17 protein-coding genes and 1 riboswitch are annotated in these 20,323 nt (G+C 69.6%); of the genes, 7 read left to right on the plus strand and 10 right to left on the minus strand.

Annotation, left to right across the window (positions count from 1 at the left end):
• Positions 1–4 precede the first annotated feature (4 nt).
• The 3 genes from Dfulv_RS06070 to Dfulv_RS06080 all read left to right on the plus strand — a co-directional run bounded on the left by Dfulv_RS06070 (position 5) and on the right by Dfulv_RS06080 (position 2,822).
• Complete coding sequence (locus tag Dfulv_RS06070; RefSeq protein ID WP_259861629.1) at positions 5–1,069, plus strand: hypothetical protein; 1,065 nt, start codon at positions 5–7, stop codon at positions 1,067–1,069.
• A gap of 64 nt (positions 1,070–1,133) precedes the next feature.
• Complete coding sequence (locus Dfulv_RS06075) at positions 1,134–2,378, plus strand: CehA/McbA family metallohydrolase (protein ID WP_259861630.1); 1,245 nt, start codon at positions 1,134–1,136, stop codon at positions 2,376–2,378.
• Positions 2,379–2,474: 96 nt separating this feature from the next.
• The gene (locus Dfulv_RS06080) at positions 2,475–2,822 is read left to right on the plus strand and encodes a hypothetical protein (RefSeq protein WP_259861631.1); all 348 of its coding nucleotides are present in this window, start codon (positions 2,475–2,477) and stop codon (positions 2,820–2,822) included.
• 4 nt (positions 2,823–2,826) lie between these two features.
• Here the strand turns inward: Dfulv_RS06080 and Dfulv_RS06085 are convergent, their stop codons facing one another.
• From Dfulv_RS06085 to Dfulv_RS06095, 3 genes are all read right to left on the minus strand, one after another.
• Positions 2,827–4,938 carry a putative bifunctional diguanylate cyclase/phosphodiesterase gene (locus Dfulv_RS06085; RefSeq protein WP_259861632.1) on the minus strand — a complete coding sequence of 704 codons (2,112 nt, stop codon included), beginning with the start codon at positions 4,936–4,938 and terminating at the stop codon, positions 2,827–2,829.
• An 11-nt stretch (positions 4,939–4,949) separates the two neighbouring features.
• Positions 4,950–5,759, minus strand: a complete 810-nt coding sequence (locus Dfulv_RS06090) for an SAM-dependent methyltransferase (RefSeq protein ID WP_259861633.1) — start codon at positions 5,757–5,759, stop codon at positions 4,950–4,952.
• Between the two features lie 121 nt (positions 5,760–5,880).
• Complete coding sequence (locus Dfulv_RS06095; RefSeq protein ID WP_259861634.1) at positions 5,881–7,725, minus strand: bifunctional metallophosphatase/5'-nucleotidase; 1,845 nt, start codon at positions 7,723–7,725, stop codon at positions 5,881–5,883.
• Positions 7,726–7,941: 216 nt separating this feature from the next.
• Between Dfulv_RS06095 and Dfulv_RS06100 the strand changes: the two genes are divergently transcribed.
• The 3 genes from Dfulv_RS06100 to Dfulv_RS06110 all read left to right on the plus strand — a co-directional run bounded on the left by Dfulv_RS06100 (position 7,942) and on the right by Dfulv_RS06110 (position 11,324).
• On the plus strand, positions 7,942–8,853 hold the full coding sequence (locus Dfulv_RS06100; RefSeq protein WP_259861635.1) for a glycoside hydrolase family 16 protein: 912 nt from the start codon (positions 7,942–7,944) through the stop codon (positions 8,851–8,853).
• A gap of 128 nt (positions 8,854–8,981) precedes the next feature.
• Complete coding sequence (locus Dfulv_RS06105) at positions 8,982–9,965, plus strand: NAD-dependent epimerase/dehydratase family protein (RefSeq protein ID WP_259861636.1); 984 nt, start codon at positions 8,982–8,984, stop codon at positions 9,963–9,965.
• Between the two features lie 435 nt (positions 9,966–10,400).
• Complete coding sequence (locus Dfulv_RS06110; RefSeq protein ID WP_259867468.1) at positions 10,401–11,324, plus strand: sigma-70 family RNA polymerase sigma factor; 924 nt, start codon at positions 10,401–10,403, stop codon at positions 11,322–11,324.
• 80 nt (positions 11,325–11,404) lie between these two features.
• Here Dfulv_RS06110 and Dfulv_RS06115 read toward each other — a convergent pair whose 3' ends face one another.
• The 4 genes from Dfulv_RS06115 to Dfulv_RS06130 all read right to left on the minus strand — a co-directional run bounded on the left by Dfulv_RS06115 (position 11,405) and on the right by Dfulv_RS06130 (position 14,403).
• Entirely contained in the window at positions 11,405–11,842 is a 438-nt protein-coding gene (locus Dfulv_RS06115) for an Rv0361 family membrane protein (protein WP_259861637.1), read from the minus strand.
• Positions 11,843–11,895: 53 nt separating this feature from the next.
• On the minus strand, positions 11,896–12,675 hold the full coding sequence (locus Dfulv_RS06120; protein WP_259861638.1) for a methyltransferase domain-containing protein: 780 nt from the start codon (positions 12,673–12,675) through the stop codon (positions 11,896–11,898).
• Between the two features lie 62 nt (positions 12,676–12,737).
• Positions 12,738–13,706, minus strand: coding sequence for a C40 family peptidase (locus tag Dfulv_RS06125; RefSeq protein ID WP_259861639.1), 969 nt, complete (start codon positions 13,704–13,706; stop codon positions 12,738–12,740).
• An 8-nt stretch (positions 13,707–13,714) separates the two neighbouring features.
• Positions 13,715–13,858, minus strand: a riboswitch (cyclic di-AMP (ydaO/yuaA leader).
• 308 nt (positions 13,859–14,166) lie between these two features.
• Entirely contained in the window at positions 14,167–14,403 is a 237-nt protein-coding gene (locus Dfulv_RS06130) for a hypothetical protein (protein ID WP_259861640.1), read from the minus strand.
• A 421-nt stretch (positions 14,404–14,824) separates the two neighbouring features.
• Between Dfulv_RS06130 and Dfulv_RS06135 the strand changes: the two genes are divergently transcribed.
• The gene (locus Dfulv_RS06135) at positions 14,825–18,514 is read left to right on the plus strand and encodes a PQQ-dependent sugar dehydrogenase (RefSeq protein WP_259861642.1); all 3,690 of its coding nucleotides are present in this window, start codon (positions 14,825–14,827) and stop codon (positions 18,512–18,514) included.
• A 90-nt stretch (positions 18,515–18,604) separates the two neighbouring features.
• Here Dfulv_RS06135 and Dfulv_RS06140 read toward each other — a convergent pair whose 3' ends face one another.
• From Dfulv_RS06140 to Dfulv_RS06150, 3 genes are all read right to left on the minus strand, one after another.
• Positions 18,605–19,450 carry a helix-turn-helix domain-containing protein gene (locus tag Dfulv_RS06140; RefSeq protein ID WP_259861643.1) on the minus strand — a complete coding sequence of 282 codons (846 nt, stop codon included), beginning with the start codon at positions 19,448–19,450 and terminating at the stop codon, positions 18,605–18,607.
• Positions 19,451–19,556: 106 nt separating this feature from the next.
• Positions 19,557–19,706, minus strand: a complete 150-nt coding sequence (locus tag Dfulv_RS06145; protein ID WP_259861645.1) for a hypothetical protein — start codon at positions 19,704–19,706, stop codon at positions 19,557–19,559.
• Positions 19,707–19,742: 36 nt separating this feature from the next.
• Entirely contained in the window at positions 19,743–20,318 is a 576-nt protein-coding gene (locus tag Dfulv_RS06150; protein WP_259861646.1) for a hypothetical protein, read from the minus strand.
• Between the last annotated feature and the right edge of the window lie 5 nt (positions 20,319–20,323).

Raw genomic sequence — 20,323 nt, forward strand, 5'->3', positions numbered from 1 at the left:
TCCGATGTCCGACTTCGACGACGTGCTCGAGCGCCTGCTGACCGACCCGGGCTTCAAGGCGCGGCTCGCGGCCGACCCGGCGTCCGCGCTGGACGGCTACCGCCTCTCCGCGGAGGAGTTGGAGGTGCTCGGTGCGCAGGTGGGCTTCGACCCCGGCGCGCAGTCGCGGGTCGAGCAGCGCACCAGCAAGGCGAGCATGTTCGGCCTGTTCTCCTCGCTGGGGGCCGACATCGGTGACGTCGTCGGCGGACACGGACCCGGCCACGGCCTGGGCGGCGCGGTGGGCGTCGCCGGCCAGCACGCCGAGCACGTCGCCGAGCAGGCGGGCGGCGGTCGCCACCCGGCGGCCGCCTTCGGCGCAGCCCCTTCACCGGGCGACAGTGAACATGGTCTCGGCCGGCACCTGGGGGCCGTGGAAGACGCGCAGGGCGGTCGTCACGCGGTGTCGGGCCAGGGCGAGGTCCGAGCCGAGGCCGGACCCGGTGGGGTGTACGCATCGGCCGGCGGCACAACGGCATACACCTCGGGCGGCGCCGCGTTCGCCTCCGCGCAGCCCGACAGCGCCAACTTCGGCGAGGCGCCGCCCGACAGCGCGGGCTTCGGCGAGGCGCCGCCCGACAGCGCGGGCTTCGGCGAGGCGCCGCCCGGCAGTGCCGGCTTCGGTGAGGCGCAGCCCGAGGCCGCTCCGGCGGGCGACCACGGGCCCGATGGCATCGCGGAGGCGGTCAACCGGGGCACGGTCTACCGCTCCGGCTCGTACGACTCGGGGCTGGCCGGCATGATCGGCAACGACGTGCAGCCGCAGGCACCCACCGACGGGTACCACACCCGCGTCGACTGGGACGGCGACGGCAAGTGGGACCGGCACACATACGTCGAGCGCCCCGACGGCGGCGTCGACATCGTGGTCGACGCCGACGGTGACGGCCGGCCGGAGTTCATCGGGCACGACACCGACCGCGACGGCCTGATCAACTCCGCCGACGTGGACACCAACCGTGACGGCGTCATGGACGCACGGTACGAGGATCTCAACGGCGACGGCTGGCTCGACCGCCGTACCCGCTGAAGCTTCGCCTGGTGGACATCAACGTTTCTCAAAGTATTGCCATGCGTCGCGTCTACTGATGCGCATGGATGAACACACGCATCAGCACGGCCTCGGCCGGCGTGGAATGCTCGCCGGCGCGGGCGGCCTCCTGCTCCTCGCGGCCGCGCCCGGCCGGGCGAACGCGGCCGAGACGCTGCGGGCCGAGACCGCCACGGCGGCCACCGTCGGTGCCACCTCCCTCGCCGGGGCGTCGCGCGCCTCGGCGATCACCCAGGGCACGACGCTGGTCCACGCCGACATGCACAACCACACCGTGATGTCCGACGGCGACGGCGATCCGAACCTCGCCTTCGCCTCGATGCGCTCCGCCGGCCTCGACGTCGCCGCGCTGACCGACCACACCACACTCTTCTCGATCAACGGCCTGTCGCGGTCGGAGTGGGACCGGACCGGCACGCTGGCCAACGCCGCCGACGACCCGGGCCGCTACACCGCCATCCGCGGGTTCGAGTGGTCGCACCCGCTGCTCGGCCACGTCAACGTCTGGGGCACGACCAACTTCACCGATCTCGGCGGCTCCAGCAACATGGGCGGCCTGTACAACTGGATCATCGCCAACGGCGGCATCGCGAGTTTCAACCACCCGGGACGCGAGGCCGCACGGTTCGGCAACTTCTCGTACAACGCCCCGGCCCGCGACGCGATGGTCAGCCTGGAGATGTTCAACCGCGGCGACGACTACCTGTTCGACGGCTGGAGCGAGGGCCGCACCAGCGCCCTGAACGCCTGCCTCAACGCCGGTTGGCGCACGGGTCTGAGCGGCGTCTCGGACGAGCACGGCACCGACTGGGGCTTCCCCGAGGGCAAGGGCCGGATGGGCCTGTGGGTCACCGAGAACACCCGGGCCGCCGTCTTCGAGGCCATGCGCGCCCGCCGCTTCTTCGCGACCCGCGTGTCGGGCCTGCGGGTGGACGCGACGGCCACGACCCCGGCCGGCGCGACGGTGCGCATGGGCGGCGTCCTGCCGCTGACGCGCGGCGACGTCACGTTTCGGGTCGACGTCAACCGGGGCCCGGAGTGGGACGGCAAGCCCCTGCGGATTCAGGTCCTGCGCCCGGGGAGCAACGCGCCGACGGTACCGCTGGTGGTGGACACGGTCGCGAACCAGGTGGTGACGTTTACACTGCCGCTCGACGTGGCGGCCGGCAACTGGGTCGTCCTGCGCGTCTCCGACCCGACGCAGGCCAACCCGAGCCCGGGCCCGAACGCACACCCGTGCAACGACTTCGGCGTGGCCTACACCAGCCCGTGGTGGCTCCAGCCGTAAGGATCCCGGCTGACCGGTCGTGGCACGTTTCGGGGAGTGGGACTTGTCGTGCGGCGCCTAACGTTCTAGAGGTAGCCGAACCGACCGGGAGAAGTCATGAGCGACTTTGAGATCGACTGGGGCGAGGACGGCCTCCACGTCGACCACGACGGTGGAGTCGACCATGCCTTCGCCGATCACCAGTATGAGGATCACCATGGAGGATTCGACGGTACCGACGGTGCCGACGACCTCACCGACATCGAAACCGTCGACGCCGTCGAAGGGGATCCCGGCGACGAGCCCCTGCACCTCGACGACCTGGACCTGCCCGACTGGCAACTCGACCCCGACTTCACCGACGGACAGTTCGACCTCGTCGGTGCCGATCCGCACGAAGACGACCTTTGGTCGCAGTTCATGACGGACATGCACGAAGAGATCAATCCGTACGCGGCCAACTGAGCGGTCAGAACTTGAGGGCGGCGGCGGGGCCGGGACTCGCGTAGTACCAGCCCTGCGCGGTGTCGCAGCCGAGGGCCTGGAGGCGGCTGGCCTGCTCCGCCGTCTCCACGCCTTCGGCCGTGACGCTCAGCTTCAGGGTGTGCGCCAGCCCGATCACCGCGGCCACGATCTGCTCGTCGACCGGGTCCGGCCGTTCCGGCGGGCGCAGCCCGGCGACGAACGAGCCGGCCAGCTTCAGGCTGTGGACCGGCAGGTTCCGCAGGTATGCGAAGTTGGAGTAGCCGGTGCCGAAGTCGTCGATGGCGATGCGCGGGCCCAGGTCCGCCAGCGCGTTGAGCGCCTCGATCGGCTCGCCGCCGGCGCCCATGATCGCGCTTTCGGTGAGCTCCAGCTGGAGCCGCTCCGGGGCCAGGCCGGTCTGCTCCAGGATCGTCCGCACGTCCCGGACGATCGTGCGGTCCCGCAGCTGCCGCACCGCCAGGTTGACGCTCATCAGCGGCGCCTTGTCCTTGACGGTCCGGTGCCATTCGGCGGCCTGGCGGCAGGCCTCGTGCAGCACCCAGCGCCCCAGCGGCACGATGAGCCCGGTCTCCTCGGCCATGCCGATGAACGTGTCGGGGCCGAGCACCCCGAAGCGGGGATGCCGCCAGCGGACCAGCGCCTCGACGCCCATGATGCGGGCGTCGCTGAGCCGGACGAGGGGCTGGTACTCGACGAAGAACTCCCGCCGCTCCAGCGCCGCCGGCATGCTCGCGGACAGCTCATACCGCGTCACCTCGCGTGCGTGCCGCTCGGCGTCGAACAGGGCGAGGCGGTTGCGGCCGTCGGCCTTGGCCCAGTAGAGGGTGGTGTCGGCGGCCTTCATCAGCTCGCCCGTGCTGGTGCCGCGCAGCGGCTGCTCGACCACGCCGATGCTCGCCGAGATGCTGATCTCGTGGCCGCCGACGTGGACCGGCGCGCGGACCGTGTCGAGCGCCTTCTCCGCGACGGTGACGACGTCCTCGGTGCTGGCGGAGCCTTCGATCAGCACGACGAACTCGTCGCCGCCCATCCGCGCGACGAGTTGGCCCTCACCGTTGATCGAGCGGGCCAGCCGGCGGGCGACGGTCTGCAGCAGTTGGTCACCGACGTCGTGGCCGAGCGTGTCGTTGATGACCTTGAAGCCGTCGACGTCGAGGTAGCAGACGCCGACGCGGGCGTCGCCGTTTTCGTCGGCGCCGGCCAGCATGGCGTCGAGCCGGTCGAAGAACAGCGTGCGGTTGGGCAGTTGGGTCAGGGGATCGTGGAGCGCCTGGTGCCGCAGGCGGACCTGGAGGAGATACCGCTCGGTGATGTCCTCGAACATCGCGACGAGCCACTTCGGCCGGTCTTCCTCGTCGCGGATGACCGATGCCACCAGATCGGTCCAGACCCGGTGCCCGTCCTTGTGCACATACGGCTTCTCGATGCGGAACTGGTCCTGCTGACCGACCAGCAGGTCGTTGAACATCGCGGCCGCGGACGGCGGGTCCTCGGGCAGCACGAAGTCCTCGAACGACATGGCGAGCAGCTCGTCGGCGGTGTAGCCGAGCATGTCGCACAGCGCCTGGTTGACCTCGACGACCTGGCCGTCGACGGTGCTGACACTCATGCCGATCGCCGCGCCGGCGAAGATCGCGCGGAACCGCGCGTCGCTGACCCGCCGGCCCTCCTCGGCCCGGGCCTGCGACCACAGCGCCGCGGTGCGGATCTCCTCCTGCTCGTCGAGCACCCGGTCGCGCAGCGCCAGCGCGTAGCCGGCCGCGAGCGCGCCTTGGATCTGGGCGATTCGCTTGGCCGGCGCGTTGCCGAACTGCTCGCTGAGCACCGCCATGGTGCGCTCCAGCGTCATCGGCTCGGTGAAGTGCGCGGCAACCAGGGTCGAGCCGACCTCGCGCACGTCGGCCGGGTCGAAGACCTCGGACGTCAGCGCGTGGATCAGCCGGGTCGACAGGCTGGTCAGGAAGTCCTGGACCTCGAGACCGTTCATCGACACGTAGCTGGTGCCGGCGACGGCCAGCGACCAGGCGCGCGCGAGTCGTTCGGCTGCGCGGTGCGGGCGGTCCCACGAGGTCGGCGTGGAGCTGAGGGCGGTCATGGTGGCCGGCGCTAATCCTTGCGGGCGACGGCCGCGCAGCCGAACGCGTCGCCCTCCGGGGCCGCTTCGTCGTCCGGCCCTGGCCGCCACTCGTGGGTCGCGACGACGCCCGGCTCGACCACCGTCAGGTCGCCGAACAGCGCCGCCACCTGCGCCCTGGTCCGCAGGATCAGCGGGGTGGGGGACTTACGGTACATCTCCCATGCCGCGTCCTCGGCGGGCGTGGGCTGGCGTTCCAGCCCGGCGTGGGACAGCACGACGTAGCTGCCGGGGACGCCGGCGGCCGCGTATCCGGACACGATGTCGGCCGGGCGCTGCTCGTCGGGGACGAAGTGCAGCACCGCGACGAGCAGGAACGCGATCGGCTGGTTGAAGTCGAGCACGGCCCGCACCTCCGGCTCGGCGAGCAGGTCGGCGGGGCGGCGGAGGTCGCCGGCGACCACGGCGGTGCCCGGCACGTCGGCGAGGATGGCGTGGCTGTGCGCGACCGCGACGGGGTCGTGGTCGACGTAGACCACCCGGGCGTCACTGATGCCGGAGTCCGCGATGACCTCGTGGACGTTGCCGACGGTGGGGATGCCGGAGCCGAGGTCGAGGAACTGGCGCACGCCCTGCGCCGCCAGCGTGCTCACGGCGCGGCGCAGGAAGGCGCGGTTGCTGCGGGCGAGTGCGGCGACCACCGGCATGACCTTCAGGACCTGCTCGCCGAAGGCGCGGTCGGCGGCGAAGTTGTGCGAGCCGCCGAGGTAGTAGTCATAGACGCGGGCAACGCTCGGGCGATCGAGGTCGACGTCTGCGGGGGCCCAGCTCGGTCGCTCCACAGATCAACACTCCTCGACATCGATGACACGTGGCACTCGGGCGTTGCGAGCATACGTGTGGGCGAGCGGGAGCAAAACCCGCCGCCCGCCCACACGAGCACTGATCAGGCAAAATTCGCGATCAGGCGACGCGCGTGATCCGGTTGCCCGGGCCGGGCGCGATCGGTCCGGTGCCGAGGTGGGCCACCAGCGCGTCCACGTCGAAGCCCGGCGCGGTGACCCGGCCGGTGCCCTTCGCCAGGTTGGTGAACCCGTCACCGCCGTTGGCGAGGAAGTCGTTCGTGGTCACCAGGTAGGTCGCCGCCGGGTTGATCGGGGTGCCGTTGAGCGCCAGGTTGCTGATCTTCGACCCCGGCACCGCGGAAGCACTGTACGTGTACGTCAGGCCGCCGGAGACCTGCAGGATCCGCTGGGTGGTCTGCCCGCCGAAGCCGACGAACTGCTGCTCCAGCACGTCCTTGATCTGGGCGCCGGTGAACGACTGCGTCACGACCAGGTTGTTGAACGGCTGGACCGTGAAGCACTCACCGTAGGTGACCTGGCCGGGAGCCTCGCCGCCGGGCGAGTTGGCGTAGGTCAGCGGCGCCCGGATGCCACCGGGGTTCATGAACGCGATCTGCGCACCGGCCGACTTGGTGTAGGCCAGCTGCGCGTCCGCGATCACGTCACCGAGCGGCGTCTCGCCCGCGGCGGTCGCCGTGGTCGTGATGTCGGCGGTGATGCTGCCGACGATCCGGTTGGCGATCGGCGCGACGGCCGTGCGGTACTTGTCCGCGATCTTCTTGATCTTCGGGTCGACCAGGTCGGGGTTGCGGACCGGGACGCCGTTCTCCGTCTTCCAGGTGCCGTCGGCGTTCTTCACACCGTTCTCGACGATCACGTTGGTGGCCGACGCGTCGACGAACTTGCGGGACTTCTTGTCCAGCGTGACGCGGATGTCCGTCACCAGCGTGCCGGCCGTGCCGGCGCTCGTCACCAGCGAGTCGGCGCCCGAGGAGTTGGGCAGCTGGCAGGTGTAGAAGCGGTGCGTGTGGCCGGAGACGACCACGCCGTACGCCGGGTTGAGCCCCTTGACGATGTCGGTGATCGGGCCGGCGAAGTTGGCGCAGCCGGACGGGTCCAGCGGCGCGGGCGGGCTGCTCTGCATGCCGCCCTCGTGGATCACGAGCACCAGCGAGCGGACGCCGAGCCAGCTCAGGACGGTGGCGTACTGGTTGGCGGTCTCGACCTCGTCCTTGAAGTTGACGTTCTTGATGCCCGCCGGGTTCACGATGCCGGGGGTGGCCTCCAGCGTCATGCCGACGTACGCGACCGGGACGCCGTCGTAGAAGCGCAGCGTGAAGGGCAGGAGGATCGGCAGGCCGTTGGACTTGTTGGTGACGTTGGCGGCGAGGTACGGGAAGTTCGCACCCGAGAAGCCGTCGCCGTCCTGGCAACCGTCGACCGGGTGGCAGCCGCCGAACTGGATGCGCTTGAGCTCGTCGACACCCTCGTCGAACTCGTGGTTGCCGACCGACGAGATGTCGACGCCCATCCGGTTGAGGACCTCGATCGCCGGCTCGTCGTGGAAGGCGGCGCTCACCAGGGGTGTGGCCCCGATGCTGTCACCGGCGACGACCGTGTCGCTGTTGCGCACGCCGTTGTTCGCGGCGTCGTTGCGCAGCTTGGTCAGCCAGGTGCTGAGGTATTCGGCGCCGCCCGCGGGCGTGCCATTGATCAACCCGCCGCTGCCGGTCGGCGGGTCGATGTTGCCGTGGAAGTCGTTGAAGCCGAGCAACTGTGCCGTAGTCGTCGGGCCGGCCTTCTGACCGAACGAGACCTTGGCCGGGGTGAGCGGCGTCCACCGGTCGGTTCCCTCGGCGGTGCCGGCCTTGGCCAGGGGTAAGAGGGCGACGACCGCGACGGCGAGTGCCGGCACCGCGAGGTGCTGGGCGATCCGCCAACCGCGTGCGCGGGGCTGGGCCATGATCTCTCCTTTTGGAAGGACACATGCGTCGATGGCCATCCTTCCGTGGTCGTCGATCCGGCGCGAGCACCTGTTGTGAACAGATAGGTGACCTGCGGGTAAAAGCGAGGGTCCGGCACGGGGCGGCCGCCCGGTGCCGACGTTCCGCGGTCCTGCGCATCCGCAAGGTATCGGGTAGGTTGCCGGAAAGGACAGCGTCTTTCCGGAGGCGTGCGCATGCTGAGGCGAGCCGCGGCCGTGGTGGTCGTCGTCGCGTCCATCACGTGCGTGTCCCCGGCCCGGGCGGATGCCGCCGACCCGCCGGGCTGGACGCCGGTCTTCTCCCAGTCCTTCGACGACGCCGGCGCGCTGCCGTCGGGCTGCTCCGCCTACGACGGCGCGCCGGACGGCACGCAGGCCGGCTACTTCCGGCCCGAGGCGGTCACCGTGTCCGACGGGCGCCTCCGGCTGGCGCTGCACCGCCGCGCCTACGGTGGGAAGCCTTACGTCACGGGCGAGGTGCGCTGCCTCGGCGCCACCCAGCAGTACGGCCGCTACGAGTTCCGCGCGCGGGTGCCGACCGGCGCGGGAATCGAGTCGGTGGTCATGCTGCGGCCGGTGGACGGCCAGGCCCGCGACGTCTCGCAGCTCGCGATCTTGGCTCGGCCGGGCGACGAAACGGCCGTCGTCAGCAACGGCAACGGATCCGGTACCTCCACGAAGATGCTGCCCGGGACGTTCAGCGACTGGCACACCTACGTCATCGAGTGGGCGCCGTCGGGCTTCCGGATCTCCGTCGACGGCAGGGAGCGCTCCGCCGACCCGGCGGTCTCCACCCAGCCGCGCTGGTTCGGGTTCGCGGTGACCACGGGCGACAAGGCCGGCACCCCGACTGCCGCAACCGCGCTGCCGGCCGAGTTCGAGGTGGATTACCTGCGGATCTGGGCGTTTGCTCCGGTGTCCTCGGCGCCCGCGGTCGCGTCGTCACCGACCACAGTGGAAGGTGCACTGCCCCCGGGCGGCGCTCCTCCCCGCCGCTGGTCGCTCTGGCTGGCGGTGTCAGCGATCGTGATGTCGGGGCTGGCGCTGTTCGTGCTGGTCGTCCGCAAGACCCGCCCGCGCCGCCCGCCGTCGTCCCACCGAATCTGACCAGCGGCTCCGGCGTGGGTTCGCCGCCCATGATCCCGACGACCCGTGGCCGGAGTTTTCGTTCTCGGCGGATCCGCTTCTGGTGAACAGCGGTTCTGGTCCGGTTACCGACACCCCAGGATCGAGCGATGAAGATCCTTGTTCTCGGTGGCACCGTGTTCCTCGGCCGTGCCGTGGCCCGGCAGGCCCGTGACGCCGGCCACGACGTCGTCTGTGCCGCCCGCGGCTCGTCCGGCCGACCGGTCGACGGCGTCCAGTTCGTCCGCGTCGACCGGGACGACCCGGGCGGGCTCGACGCCCTCGACGGCGCGTTCGACGCCGTCGTCGACGTCGGCCGCCGCCCCAGCCACGTCCGGAACGCCGTCGAGGCGCTTCGTGGGCGGGTCGGGCACTTCACGTTCGTCTCGAGCGGGTCCGTCTACGCCGACACCGCCACGCCGGGGCAGACCGTCACCGACGCTCCCGTCATGGAGCCGGCGCCGCAGGGGTTCGACGACCCGTTCGCCGACGCCGAAGCGTACGGCCGGTGCAAGGTCACCTGCGAGCAGCTCGTGGCGTCGGTCGCCGACCGGGTCTTCGTCTGCCGCGCCGGGCTCATCGTCGGTCCCGAGGACCCGACCGGGCGGTTCGACTACTGGGTGCGCCGCGCCGCGCGCGGCGGTGAGATCCTCGCGCCCGGTGAGCCGGACGACCTGATCCAGTTGATCGACGTCCGGGACCTCGCCGACTGGATCGTCCGGGCGGCCGACCGCGGCCTGGCCGGCACGTTCGACGGCATCGGGGCGCCGCTTACCCGTCGCGAGTTTCACGCTGGGTTGGCCGAAGGGGCGCCTTCCGTGCATACCCTCACGTGGATTCCTCAGAGTTTCCTGACAGTTCGCGAGGTGGCGCCGTGGTCCGGGCCGCGATCGCTGCCCCTTTGGCTGCCTTTGCCCGAATACGGAGGGTTCCTCAGTCGTGACGCCACGCCGTCGATCGAGGCCGGTCTCCGTGTTCGCCCACTTCGTGAGACGGTCCGTGACACACTTTCCGGGTTGAGTGAGGTATCGCACAACACCGGGCTTTCGAACGAGGAAGAAGCCAAGCTGTTGCGGGAATGGAACTCCCGGTAGAGGCGCACGGTGGCCCGGTCGGCATTTCGACAGGTGGCGCCGTGCGTCAAGCCCCCAACGAGGGAAGCCGATTTCTCATCCTTCAGAGCGTTTTGCCTGTCGTCTGGCCGACTGTTGCCGATGAACACCGGTGACCCCGATCCCACCAGCCGCCGTTCCCAGGGAACTCACAGCGAGTTTAGGCGTCTGACGGGCAGGAATACCACGTATCACTTGTTGCAACCGAAGCGAACCGGAGCAGCCTCTAGAGCGTCTAGGTAAGTGGTGCAACTCTCAGGGGTCGTCACCGAATCGCCCCTGAGGGCGGAATTCGGAGGGCGTGCTGGGTGTTGTGCAGGGGGCATACCCGGGGGGCGCCCGTTTTAGCAGGGTGAAAACGGGGAAGGCGAAGGATGGACGGGGAGGGGCCCGAAGGTGGAGAACGTGAAAGTGGAGATGCGATCCGACACAGGTGCCGAGGAGCGGGACCTCGTCGGAGTCTACCTGCATGAGATCTCCCGCACGCCGCTGCTCGACGCCGCTTCTGAGGTCGAGCTGTCCAAGGCGGTCGAGGCCGGGCTCTACGCGGAGCACCTGCTGGAGTCCGACAAGCTTCCCGAAGGCGTGACGGAGGCCGAGCTGCAGCGCCTCGTCGTTGAGGGCGAGCGGGCGAAGGACCGGTTCATCCGGGCCAACCTGCGACTGGTGGTCTCGATCGCCCGTCGTTACGTGCGGTCCGGCATGCCGATGCTCGACCTGATTCAGGAGGGCAACACCGGCCTGGTGCGTGCCGTCGAGAAGTTCGACTACGTGCGCGGATACAAGTTCTCGACATATGCGACGTGGTGGATCCGCCAGGCGATCAGCCGGGCGATCGCGCAGCAGGAGCGGACGGTCCGGCTGCCGGTGCACCTCGTCGAAGACGTCAACCGGATGCGCAACGTCGCGCGTCAGCTGACCCGTGAGCTGGGCAACGAGCCGGAGCCGGAGCAGCTGGCCACCGCGCTCGGCGTGCCGGTCGAGCGGGTTCACGAGCTCATGCGGTGGTCGCAGGACACGGTGTCGCTCGACACCCCGGTCGGTGACGACGGTGACACCAACCTCGGTGACCTGGTCGCGGACTCCGACGCCCCGTCGCCGGAGGACGTTGTCCTCGCCGCCCTTGAGCGCCAGCGGATCGAGGGTCTGCTCAACCACCTCGACGACCGTTCAGCCGGCATCATGCGTGCCCGCTACGGTCTCGAGGACGGTCGTGAGCACTCCCTGACCGAGGTGGCGACCCGGTTCTCGCTCTCCCGCGAGCGGATCCGTCAGCTCGAGATCCAGGCGCTCGGCCGGCTGCGTGAGCTGGCCCGGGCCGAGGGTCTGCAGGCCGCATAACCCCAGCAACACCCCTGAGAGACGCGAGAGGCCCCGGCACGGCGACCGGGGCCTCTTTCGCGCGATCATGCAGCAAGAGGTCAGCGCAGCGTGAGCGGGTTGCCGCAGACCTTCCAGTCGCCGCCTTCCTTGCGCAGCTGGAACCTCTCGTTGTCGGACGAGCCGTCGGTGAAGGTGACGTTGCCGGTGATCGCGGCGGTCTCCCGGCCGTTGGTGTTGTCGTACGAGCCGCCCCAGTCCAGGTCGTGCGACTTCGGCTGCCGGGCCTTGATCTTCTCCTCGAAGGTCGGCTGCTCGAACTCGCTCTTGGTGTCGGCGCACAGCCGGTTGTAGGCGGCGGTGTAGTTGCCCGCCTCCAGTTCGTCCAGGAACGCCGAGGTCGCGGCCTTCGGGGCCTTCGTGACACCGGTGAACAGGAAGTAGAACCCGGCGGCGCCACCGCCGCAACACACGACGATGACGATGGCAAGAATGATCAGCACGATCTTGAGCGTGCTGCGACGGCGAGGTTGAGTCACCCGATCAGGCTAAATTCGCTCACCGGGGCGCACTGTAAGCCAGCCGACGCAGGTCAGGGTCGATGCGCGACGACGAACAGCCGCGGGAACGGCAGGATCGTGCCGAACGGCTCGCGCGGGTAGGCCGACCGCAGGCGGGCGGCCACCTCGGCGCGGAAGTCGGCCAGGTCCTGGCCGGAGAGCGCGTCGAAGTAGGGCCGCAGGCCCGTCCCGCTGAACCATTCGAGCACCGGATCGTCGCCGGGCAGCACGTGGTGGTATGTCGTCTGCCACACGTCGACCGTGAGGCCGGCACCGGCGAGGATTTGCACGTACTCCTGCGGGGTGAGGACCGGACTGTTCGAGCGCGGCCCTGTCGACTCCAGCGCGGCCGAGAGCAGCGGCGCCCACCGCGGCGCCGAGACGACGTCCTCGATCGCCGTGAACGTGAAGCAGGGCACCTGGAAGGCGAGCGTTCCGCCGTCGTCCAGCGCGGCGGCCCAGATCGGCAGCAGCGTGGCGTGGTCGGGCACCCACTGCAGCGCGGCGTTGGCCACGATGACGTCGACCGAGCCCCGCTGCGGCCGCCAGCCGGCGACGTCCCCGAGCTGGAACCGGAGCTGGGCGGTCTGCAGGGGTCCGGCCGCCGAGATCATTGCGGGGGAGGAGTCGATGCCGAGGACCGCCGCGTCCGGCCAGCGCGCCGCGAGCGTCGCGGTCATCGTCCCCGGACCGCAGCCGAGGTCGACGACGGCCACCGCGTCCTTGGTCGGGATGCGGGCGACCAGCTCGTGGAAGGGCCGGGCGCGCTCGTCGGCGAACCGGTTGTACTGCTCGGGGTCCCACGACGTCATGCCCTCAATGATGAGGGGCCGCACCGCCGAAGCGGCACGGCCCCTCATCGGACGTGGTGTGGTCAGGCCTTGACCCGGCCGTATCCGTAGATCTTGTTACCCATGTCGACCGATGCCTCGGTCACGGTCCGGCCGCTGGTCGGCGCGTGGATGACCTTTCCGCCGCCCTCATAGATGGCGACGTGGCCGAGGTTGTTGTAGAACACCAGGTCACCCGGTTGCAGGTCGCCCCGCGAGATGTGCGCGACCACGCCCCATTGCTGGGCGGCACTGTGCGGGAGGCTGACGCCGGCTGCCTTCCAGGCCGCCATCGTGAGCCCCGAGCAGTCGTAGGCATTGGGACCGGCCGCGCCGAACTTGTAGGGATCGCCGATCTGGTCGTAGGCGAACTTGACCGCGATGCCGGCCTTGCCGGACACCGCCGGTGGCGGACCCTTCGGCGTGGCCGGCTTGTTGACCTTCTGCTTGAGCTTGTCGAGCTGGGCCATGTCTTTCTCGATCTTCTTGCGCTTGGCCTCGATCTCCGCCTTCTGTGCGTTCTGCGCGGCGATCGTCTCGTCGTAGCCCTTCTTCTGTTCTTCGAGCGCGGTCTTCGCCGTTCGGAAATCGTCGATGTGCTTCTGCTGCTGGCGGGTGATCTCATTCAGCATGGAGAGCTGATCCACCAGCGTGTCCGACGAGCCAGCGTTGAGCACGACGGACAGGTTGCGCAGGTTGCCCGAGGTCTTGAAGGCGTGGATCGCGGCGCTCTGCACACTCTCGGCGGACGCGGCGACGGCGTCCTCCAGCGGCTTGAGCTTCGTCTGCAGATCGGCGACCTTCGCCTGGGAGTCAGCGAGAGCGACGTTCATCTGGTTCCACGCCTCGACCGTCGCCTCGAGTTCCTCGCCCGACTTCTGGAGCTGGGCCTCGATCTCTGCGAGCGTCGGATCGGCATGTGCGACCGTCGCTGGCGCCAACACACTCAGTGACACGGCCCCGATCAGCAGGGTCCGCAGCACCGAGCGGCGAGCGCGGTGTCCAGTGGACAAGGAAAGGACCCTTCTTCACCGACCGCCTACCGGGTTAGCTGACGGGTTCGGGCGAGAAGAGGAGAGCGCCCTACCGCGACCATCCTTGGCCAGCGGATTCACCCCCGAGATCGGGGTCCCCGGCTCGATGCGCGCCGCAGCGCGCGAAGCTCGATTCGGCGGCGCTTGCCCGGCGCCGCCCGGGGTGGGCGACGGACTGCCGAGCAGGCCAGGCCTAACCTAACGTCACCGACGAGATCGCGAAACCCACCCGTCGGCCTCAATATCTATTACCCCAAAAGTCCGGATTACCGGCCGTTGTGAGTCCACATCGGACGGTTATGTCGAGTTGGCCAACAGTGTTGACGGACACATATTTGGGGCTTGATTCTTTTCAGAGAGCAGGTTAAATGCACCTAACTTTATTCACCAACGATGCACAAAGTTTGACCCCACCCCAGATCGCGGGGAGCCGCCAGTGTTACAGGTTCAGAACCTTGAGGTCGTCTACGACGACGTGATGTTGCGTCAGCCTGGCCGTGCCCCCGGTCGGATCGTCGCGCTGCTCGGTGCGAACGGCGCGGGCAAGACCACCCTGTTGCGGGCCCTGCTCGACGTGCACGACGGCGCGGTCACCGGGTGCCGTCACGCTCGACGACCGGCCGATCCACCGGCCGCGTCCGGCCGCGATCGTGCGCTGCGGCGTCAGCCAGGTCATGCAGGGCCGGCGCACGTTCGCCGAGCTCGCCGTCGTCACCCCGACAACCGCGCTGATCTTGGAGTTGTGGTGCTTGACAAATCCGGACAAATTCGGAGGTTCATGGCGCCACAACTCCAAGATCGGCGCGTAGTTTTCGGGGTCATGAAAAAGTCGGGCGTCGGAGGTGGCAAGGCCGGCGACCAGGTCCCGGTGCTGCGTGAGTCGGTGCGTCGACCGAACGGGTGGTCTTTGTCACCACGCGGATCGAACGGTGTCCATTGTGGAGTAGTTCGATCCGGATCATCCGGATCATGGTCGGAAACGCGACAGTTCTTCGCGTCCTGGTGGTCGGTAGGCTGGCGCAATTTCAGCGGGTGCGGGGACCCCCAGACCCTCCCGCTGCCTCGGCCTCACCCTCAGGAGGGGACGGTCCATGTCGATGCGTCGACAAACCCTGCGCACGTTCCTTGCCGCCGCGCTCATGGCCAGCGTCATCACGCCGATCGCCGGTGGGCAGCCGGCCGCGGCGGCGACGATGCCGACCGGCTTCCAGGAACAGGTGGTCTTCAGCGGGCTCAACAACCCCACGAACATCGAGTTCTCCCCGGACGGCCGCGTCTTCGTCGCCGAGAAGCGTGGCGTCATCAAGGTCTTCGACAGCCTGGCCGACCCGATCCCGGACACGTTCGCCGACCTGCGCACCAACGTGCACGACCAGTGGGACCGCGGCCTGCTCGGCCTCGCGCTGGCGCCCGGCTTCCCGGCCAACCCCTGGGTCTACGTCCTCTACACCTACGATGCCCTGCCCGGCGGCACCGCGCCGCGGTGGAACGACGTCTGCCCCGACGCCAACAACGGTACCTGCGTCGTCACCGGCCGCCTCTCCCGTCTGCAGGCCGCCGGCAACCAGATGACCGGCAGCGAGCAGGTCCTCATCACCGACTGGTGTCAGCAGTTCCCCAGCCACTCGATCGGCGACCTGCGCTTCGGCGCCGACGGCGCGCTCTACGCGTCCTCCGGCGACGGCGCCAGCTTCAGCGCCACCGACTACGGCCAGTTCGGCAGCCCGGTCAACCCGTGCGGCGACCCGCCGGGCGGTGCGATGAACCCACCGACCGCCGAGGGCGGCGCGCTGCGCTCCCAGGACGTCCGGACCACCGGCGACGCGACGCAGCTCAACGGCACGATCATCCGGATCGACCCGAACACCGGCGCCGCCATGCCGAACAACCCGCTCGCCGCGTCGGCCGACGCCAACACCCGCCGGATCGTCGCCTACGGCATGCGCAACCCGTTCCGGTTCACCATTCGCCCCGGCACCAACGAGGTCTGGAGCGGCGAGGTCGGCTGGAACGCGTACGAGGAGATCAACCGGGTGGCGAACCCGACCGGCACACCGGTCGGCAACTACGGGTGGCCGTGCATCGAGGGCCCGAACCCGCAGGGCGGCTACCAGGGCGCGAACCTCAACCTGTGCACGCCGATGTACGGCGCGAACCCGTCGGTACCGAACGTCCAGCCCTACTACTCGTGGAACCACAACGCGAAGGTGGTCGCCGGCGAGTCGTGCCCGAGCGGCAGCTCGTCGTCGTCCGGCGTGGCGTTCTACCCGTCCGACACCGGCCCCTACCCGGCGGCGTACCGCGGCGCCATGTTCTTCTCCGACTACAGCCGCGACTGCATCTGGGCGATGATGCCGGGCACCAACGGCCTGCCGAACCCGTCGAACATCATCACGTTCGCCGCCGGCGCCGCGAACCCGGTCGACCTCGCCGTCGGCCCCGGCAACGAGCTGTACTACGTGGACCTGGGCGGCACCGTCCGGCGGATCCGGTACTTCGACGGCAACCAGCCGCCGGTCGCCGCGATCACCGCGGACCGTACCGCCGGCGGCACCCCGCTCACGGTGAACTTCGACGGCTCGACGTCCACCGATGCCGACCCCGCCGACCAGGGCCTGCTGAAGTACCAGTGGGACTTCACCAACGACGGCACGTTCGACACCGGCGCCCCGTCGGCGACGCCCACCGCCACGTACACGTACACGACACCCGGCACGTACACGGCCCGCCTGCGGGTCACCGACACGCTCGGCGTCACCAACGACAAGACCATCACGATCACGGCCGGCAACGACGCGCCGACCGCGATCATCGACAGCCCGGCGAGCAGCCTCACCTGGGCGGTCGGCGACACGATCAACTTCTCCGGGCACGCCACCGACCCGCAGCAGGGCACCCTGCCGGCGTCGGCGCTGAACTGGACGATCGTCCTGCACCACTGCTCGTCGCCGGGCGTGTGCCACGAGCACCCGATGCAGACGCTCACCGGCGTCGCGAGCGGCACGCTCACCGCACCCGACCACGAGTACCCGTCGTATCTCGAGTTCCGCCTGACGGCGACCGACGCGGGCGGGCTGACCAGCACCACCACGGTCAACGTGCAGCCGAAGACGGTCGACCTCACGTTCGTGTCCAACCCGGCCGGCCTCCAGCTGACCGTGGGCGCGACGAGCGCGACGGCGCCGTTCACCCGTACCGTCATCCAGGGCTCGACCAACACGGTCAGCGCTCCGACGCCACAGAACCAGAACGGCGTCCCGCAGGCGTTCGCGAGCTGGTCGGACGGCGGCGCGCAGACCCACGTGGTGACCGCACCGACGACCGACCGGACGTACACCGCCAACTACACCTCGTCGTGCGGCGACAGCTTCGGCTACACCTGCTCGGCGAGCGCGCGGACGTTCATCCCGGCCGAGGGCACGGTGCTGCCGCTGACCGGCGACGACAACCTCACCCAGATCACGCTGCCGTTCGGCTTCAAGTTCTACGGCACCACGTACAACTCGGCCTGGGTCGACACCAACGGCCGGCTGAGCTTCGCCAACCAGGGCACCTCGACGATCGCGCACGGGGCCATCCCGTCGACGTCGCTGCCCAACTCGACGATCTACGCCTACTGGTCGGACATGGTCGTCGACGGCTCGGCGAGCGTGCGCACCGCGCTGATCGGCACCGCGCCCAACCGGCAGTTCGTCGTCGAGTGGCGCAACGCCTACCAGTACGGCTTCACGTCCCGGCGGATCAACGCCGAGGCGGTGCTGTACGAGAACGGTGACGTCGTGACCAACTACTCCGGCATCGACAACACCGCGGAGGCGGGTGCGTCGGCGACCGTCGGCATCGAGAACGCCGCCGGCACGGTCGGCATCCAGTACTCGAACAACACCTCGGCCCTCCAGAACGGCATCGGCGTGCTGTTCAAGGCGCCGGGTGGCGGCGAGGAGCCACCGCCGGTGAAGGGCACGATCACCGGCACGGTCACCAACCAGGGCACCGGCACGCCGGTGTCGGGCGCGACCGTCACGCTGTCGCCGGGTGGCGCCACGAAGACGACGGCCGCGAACGGCACGTACACCTTCACCGACGTCACGGCGGGCAACTACACCGTCAGCGCGTCGGTCGGGTCCGGCGGGGCCTGCGGCGGCGGTGGCGCGAGCGCACCGGTGACCGTCACGTCCGGCACCTCGACCGTGAACCTCGCGCTGACGCAGGGCGCCGACGCGTTCGGCTACACCTGCGCCGACGGCACCCGGGCGTTCATCGACGCCGACACGCCGCTCACCCTGACCGGTGACGACAGCATCGCCCAGCTGACGTTGCCGTTCCCGGTCAAGTTGTACGGGCAGAGCTACCTGTCCGCATGGGTCGACACCAACGGCAAGGTCAGCTTCGTGGACCCCGGCGCTGCCAACGCCGACCACACGACCCTGCCGACGACCGCGGCCCCGAACGCGACCGCGTACCCGTTCTGGTCCGACCTCGTGGTCGACGGCTCGGCGAGCGTCCGCACCGGGCTGACCGGAACGGCGCCGAACCGGGCGTACGTCGTCGAGTGGCGCAACGTGTACCTCTACGGCAACACGTCACGGCGCCTGACGTTCGAGGCGGTCTTCTACGAGAACGGCGACATCGCCTTCGCGTACAAGGACCTCGACAACGCCTTCGAGCAGGGCAGCAACGCCACGGTCGGCATCGAGAACGCGGCCGGGACGATCGCCTACCAGTACTCGAACAACCAGCCGACACTGCAGAGCGGCAAGGGGGTCCTCTTCCACCCGCCTGCGTGACGGTCCACCGGCGTGCATGACGCCGACCGGTGCTTCCTACGGGCATCGGCCGGCGTCATGCGTCAGCCGCCTTTCCTTTTCGCGTTGTGGTCAGCCGCGCTTCAGCTCACCGGCGACCTGCCGCATGAAGTCGATCGAGGCATCGTGCGCCAGGGCGCGATCGGCCAGCCGGCGCAGCACCTCCCGGTAGGTCACCACCGCGTCGGGTTCCTCCCAGAGGAGCCCCTGGCGGTAGAGCACACCGTCGTCGGCGCCGAACTCGAGCAGCGTGAATTCGCCTTCCCAACCCGGGTGGTATCCCATGTTCAGCGGGGCGATGCGCACGTCGGCGTACGGCCGCTGGGCGAATTCGATCGCGTGCTCGATCTGGTCGACGAGCAGCGCCTCGTCGTTGTGGACGGGCTGGCGACGCAGCACCGACTCGTCCAGCACCGTCAGGACCCGCGGCGGCTGCTCACGGGAGAGCAACTCATCCTGCCGCCGCATCCGGAATTCGACCCGCCGCTCCGCGACGGGTGAGTCGCCGTTGTGGTCGACGACGCTGGTCGCCGACGCGTAACGCCGGGTCTGCATCATCGCCGGGAACATGATCGGCGACCACTCGCCGATGGCGACCGCCTCGGCTTCGAATCCCACGTAGGTGAGCATTTGCGAGGGCACACTCGCGCGGTACTCGTCCCACCACATCCGCCGCTTCGCCGCCCGAGCGAGCTCGAGCAGGTCGTCGACCATCTTGGTGTCGTGGACGCGGTAGTAGGCCAGGAGGCTGCGCAGGTCGCTCACCGAGATGGCGACGGTGCCGTTCTCGATGCGGATGAGCTTGGACAGCGACCACTCCATGTCGGCGGCCACCTGGTCCTGGGTCAGTTCGCGCTCGCGCCGGAGCCGCCTCAGTTCGGCCCGGAGGCGGCGCTTGCCCACGATAGGCCCGCTCATGGCCATCACCCCAATCGCGTACAAATGGCATCGCCCCCGTCGAGGGCTCCGCGTTTCTACCCGATTTGCGGCAGATGCACCCAGCGCTTTTCGTCGGTTCTCGACCTCACCGCGGGGTGTGGGCGGCCAGGAACATCTTGGCCATCGCGCTGGCCAGGCAGGTTTCCGCGACCTGTCGCATCGCCTCCCGCCGGGGCGCCGCCGACCGGTCGTTCACCGGCCCGAAGGGCAGCAGCGATCCCGGCGTCAGCCGCAACCACGCGCCTGACGCCGGGATCCACGTGCCGAGCGGCTACTCCGGCAGCTCCGCCTGGGTACGGGCGGGTCCCGGCGGGGTGATCCGCACCCGGCTGCAGCCGCCGATCTCGGTGCCGATGTCCTTGGCGGCCCGCTCCACCACCGGTGCGGTCGTGCGCAGCACCGGACGGTCGTTGCAGGCGGCGCCGTGGGCACCGGCGCCGCGCCGCGCCAGGTTGAGACCGACCAGCACCCCGGCGGCAACGGCGAGCGCGACGACGATGATCCCGATCGCGATCCACCATGCGGTGGCCGAGGATCGCCGCTCGGGCGGCCGGACCGGTGGGGGCTGTACCGGTGGGGGCTCATACGGCTGCCGTTGCGTCGGGATCCGTTGCGGTGGCCAGGCTGCTGCCGGCTGGTGTGGCCAGACTTCGTCCTCCGGCTCCTCCTCGTCCTCGTTGTCCTCCTCGGCGGGTGTCCAGCCGGGCGCCGGCGTGTAGTCCGGCGGAGCATCGGGCGGCTGGGACGTGCCCGGTTCGGTCGGTGCTTGTGGCGCCCAGGGGGAGGGGGCGCCGGGATGAGCTGATTGCCCGGGCGATCCGGTCGGCTCAGACCGGGGGCGTGGCATCTCAC

Origin of the sequence: Dactylosporangium fulvum (genome assembly GCF_025137375.1) — a bacterium.
GTDB lineage: Bacteria > Actinomycetota > Actinomycetes > Mycobacteriales > Micromonosporaceae > Dactylosporangium > Dactylosporangium fulvum.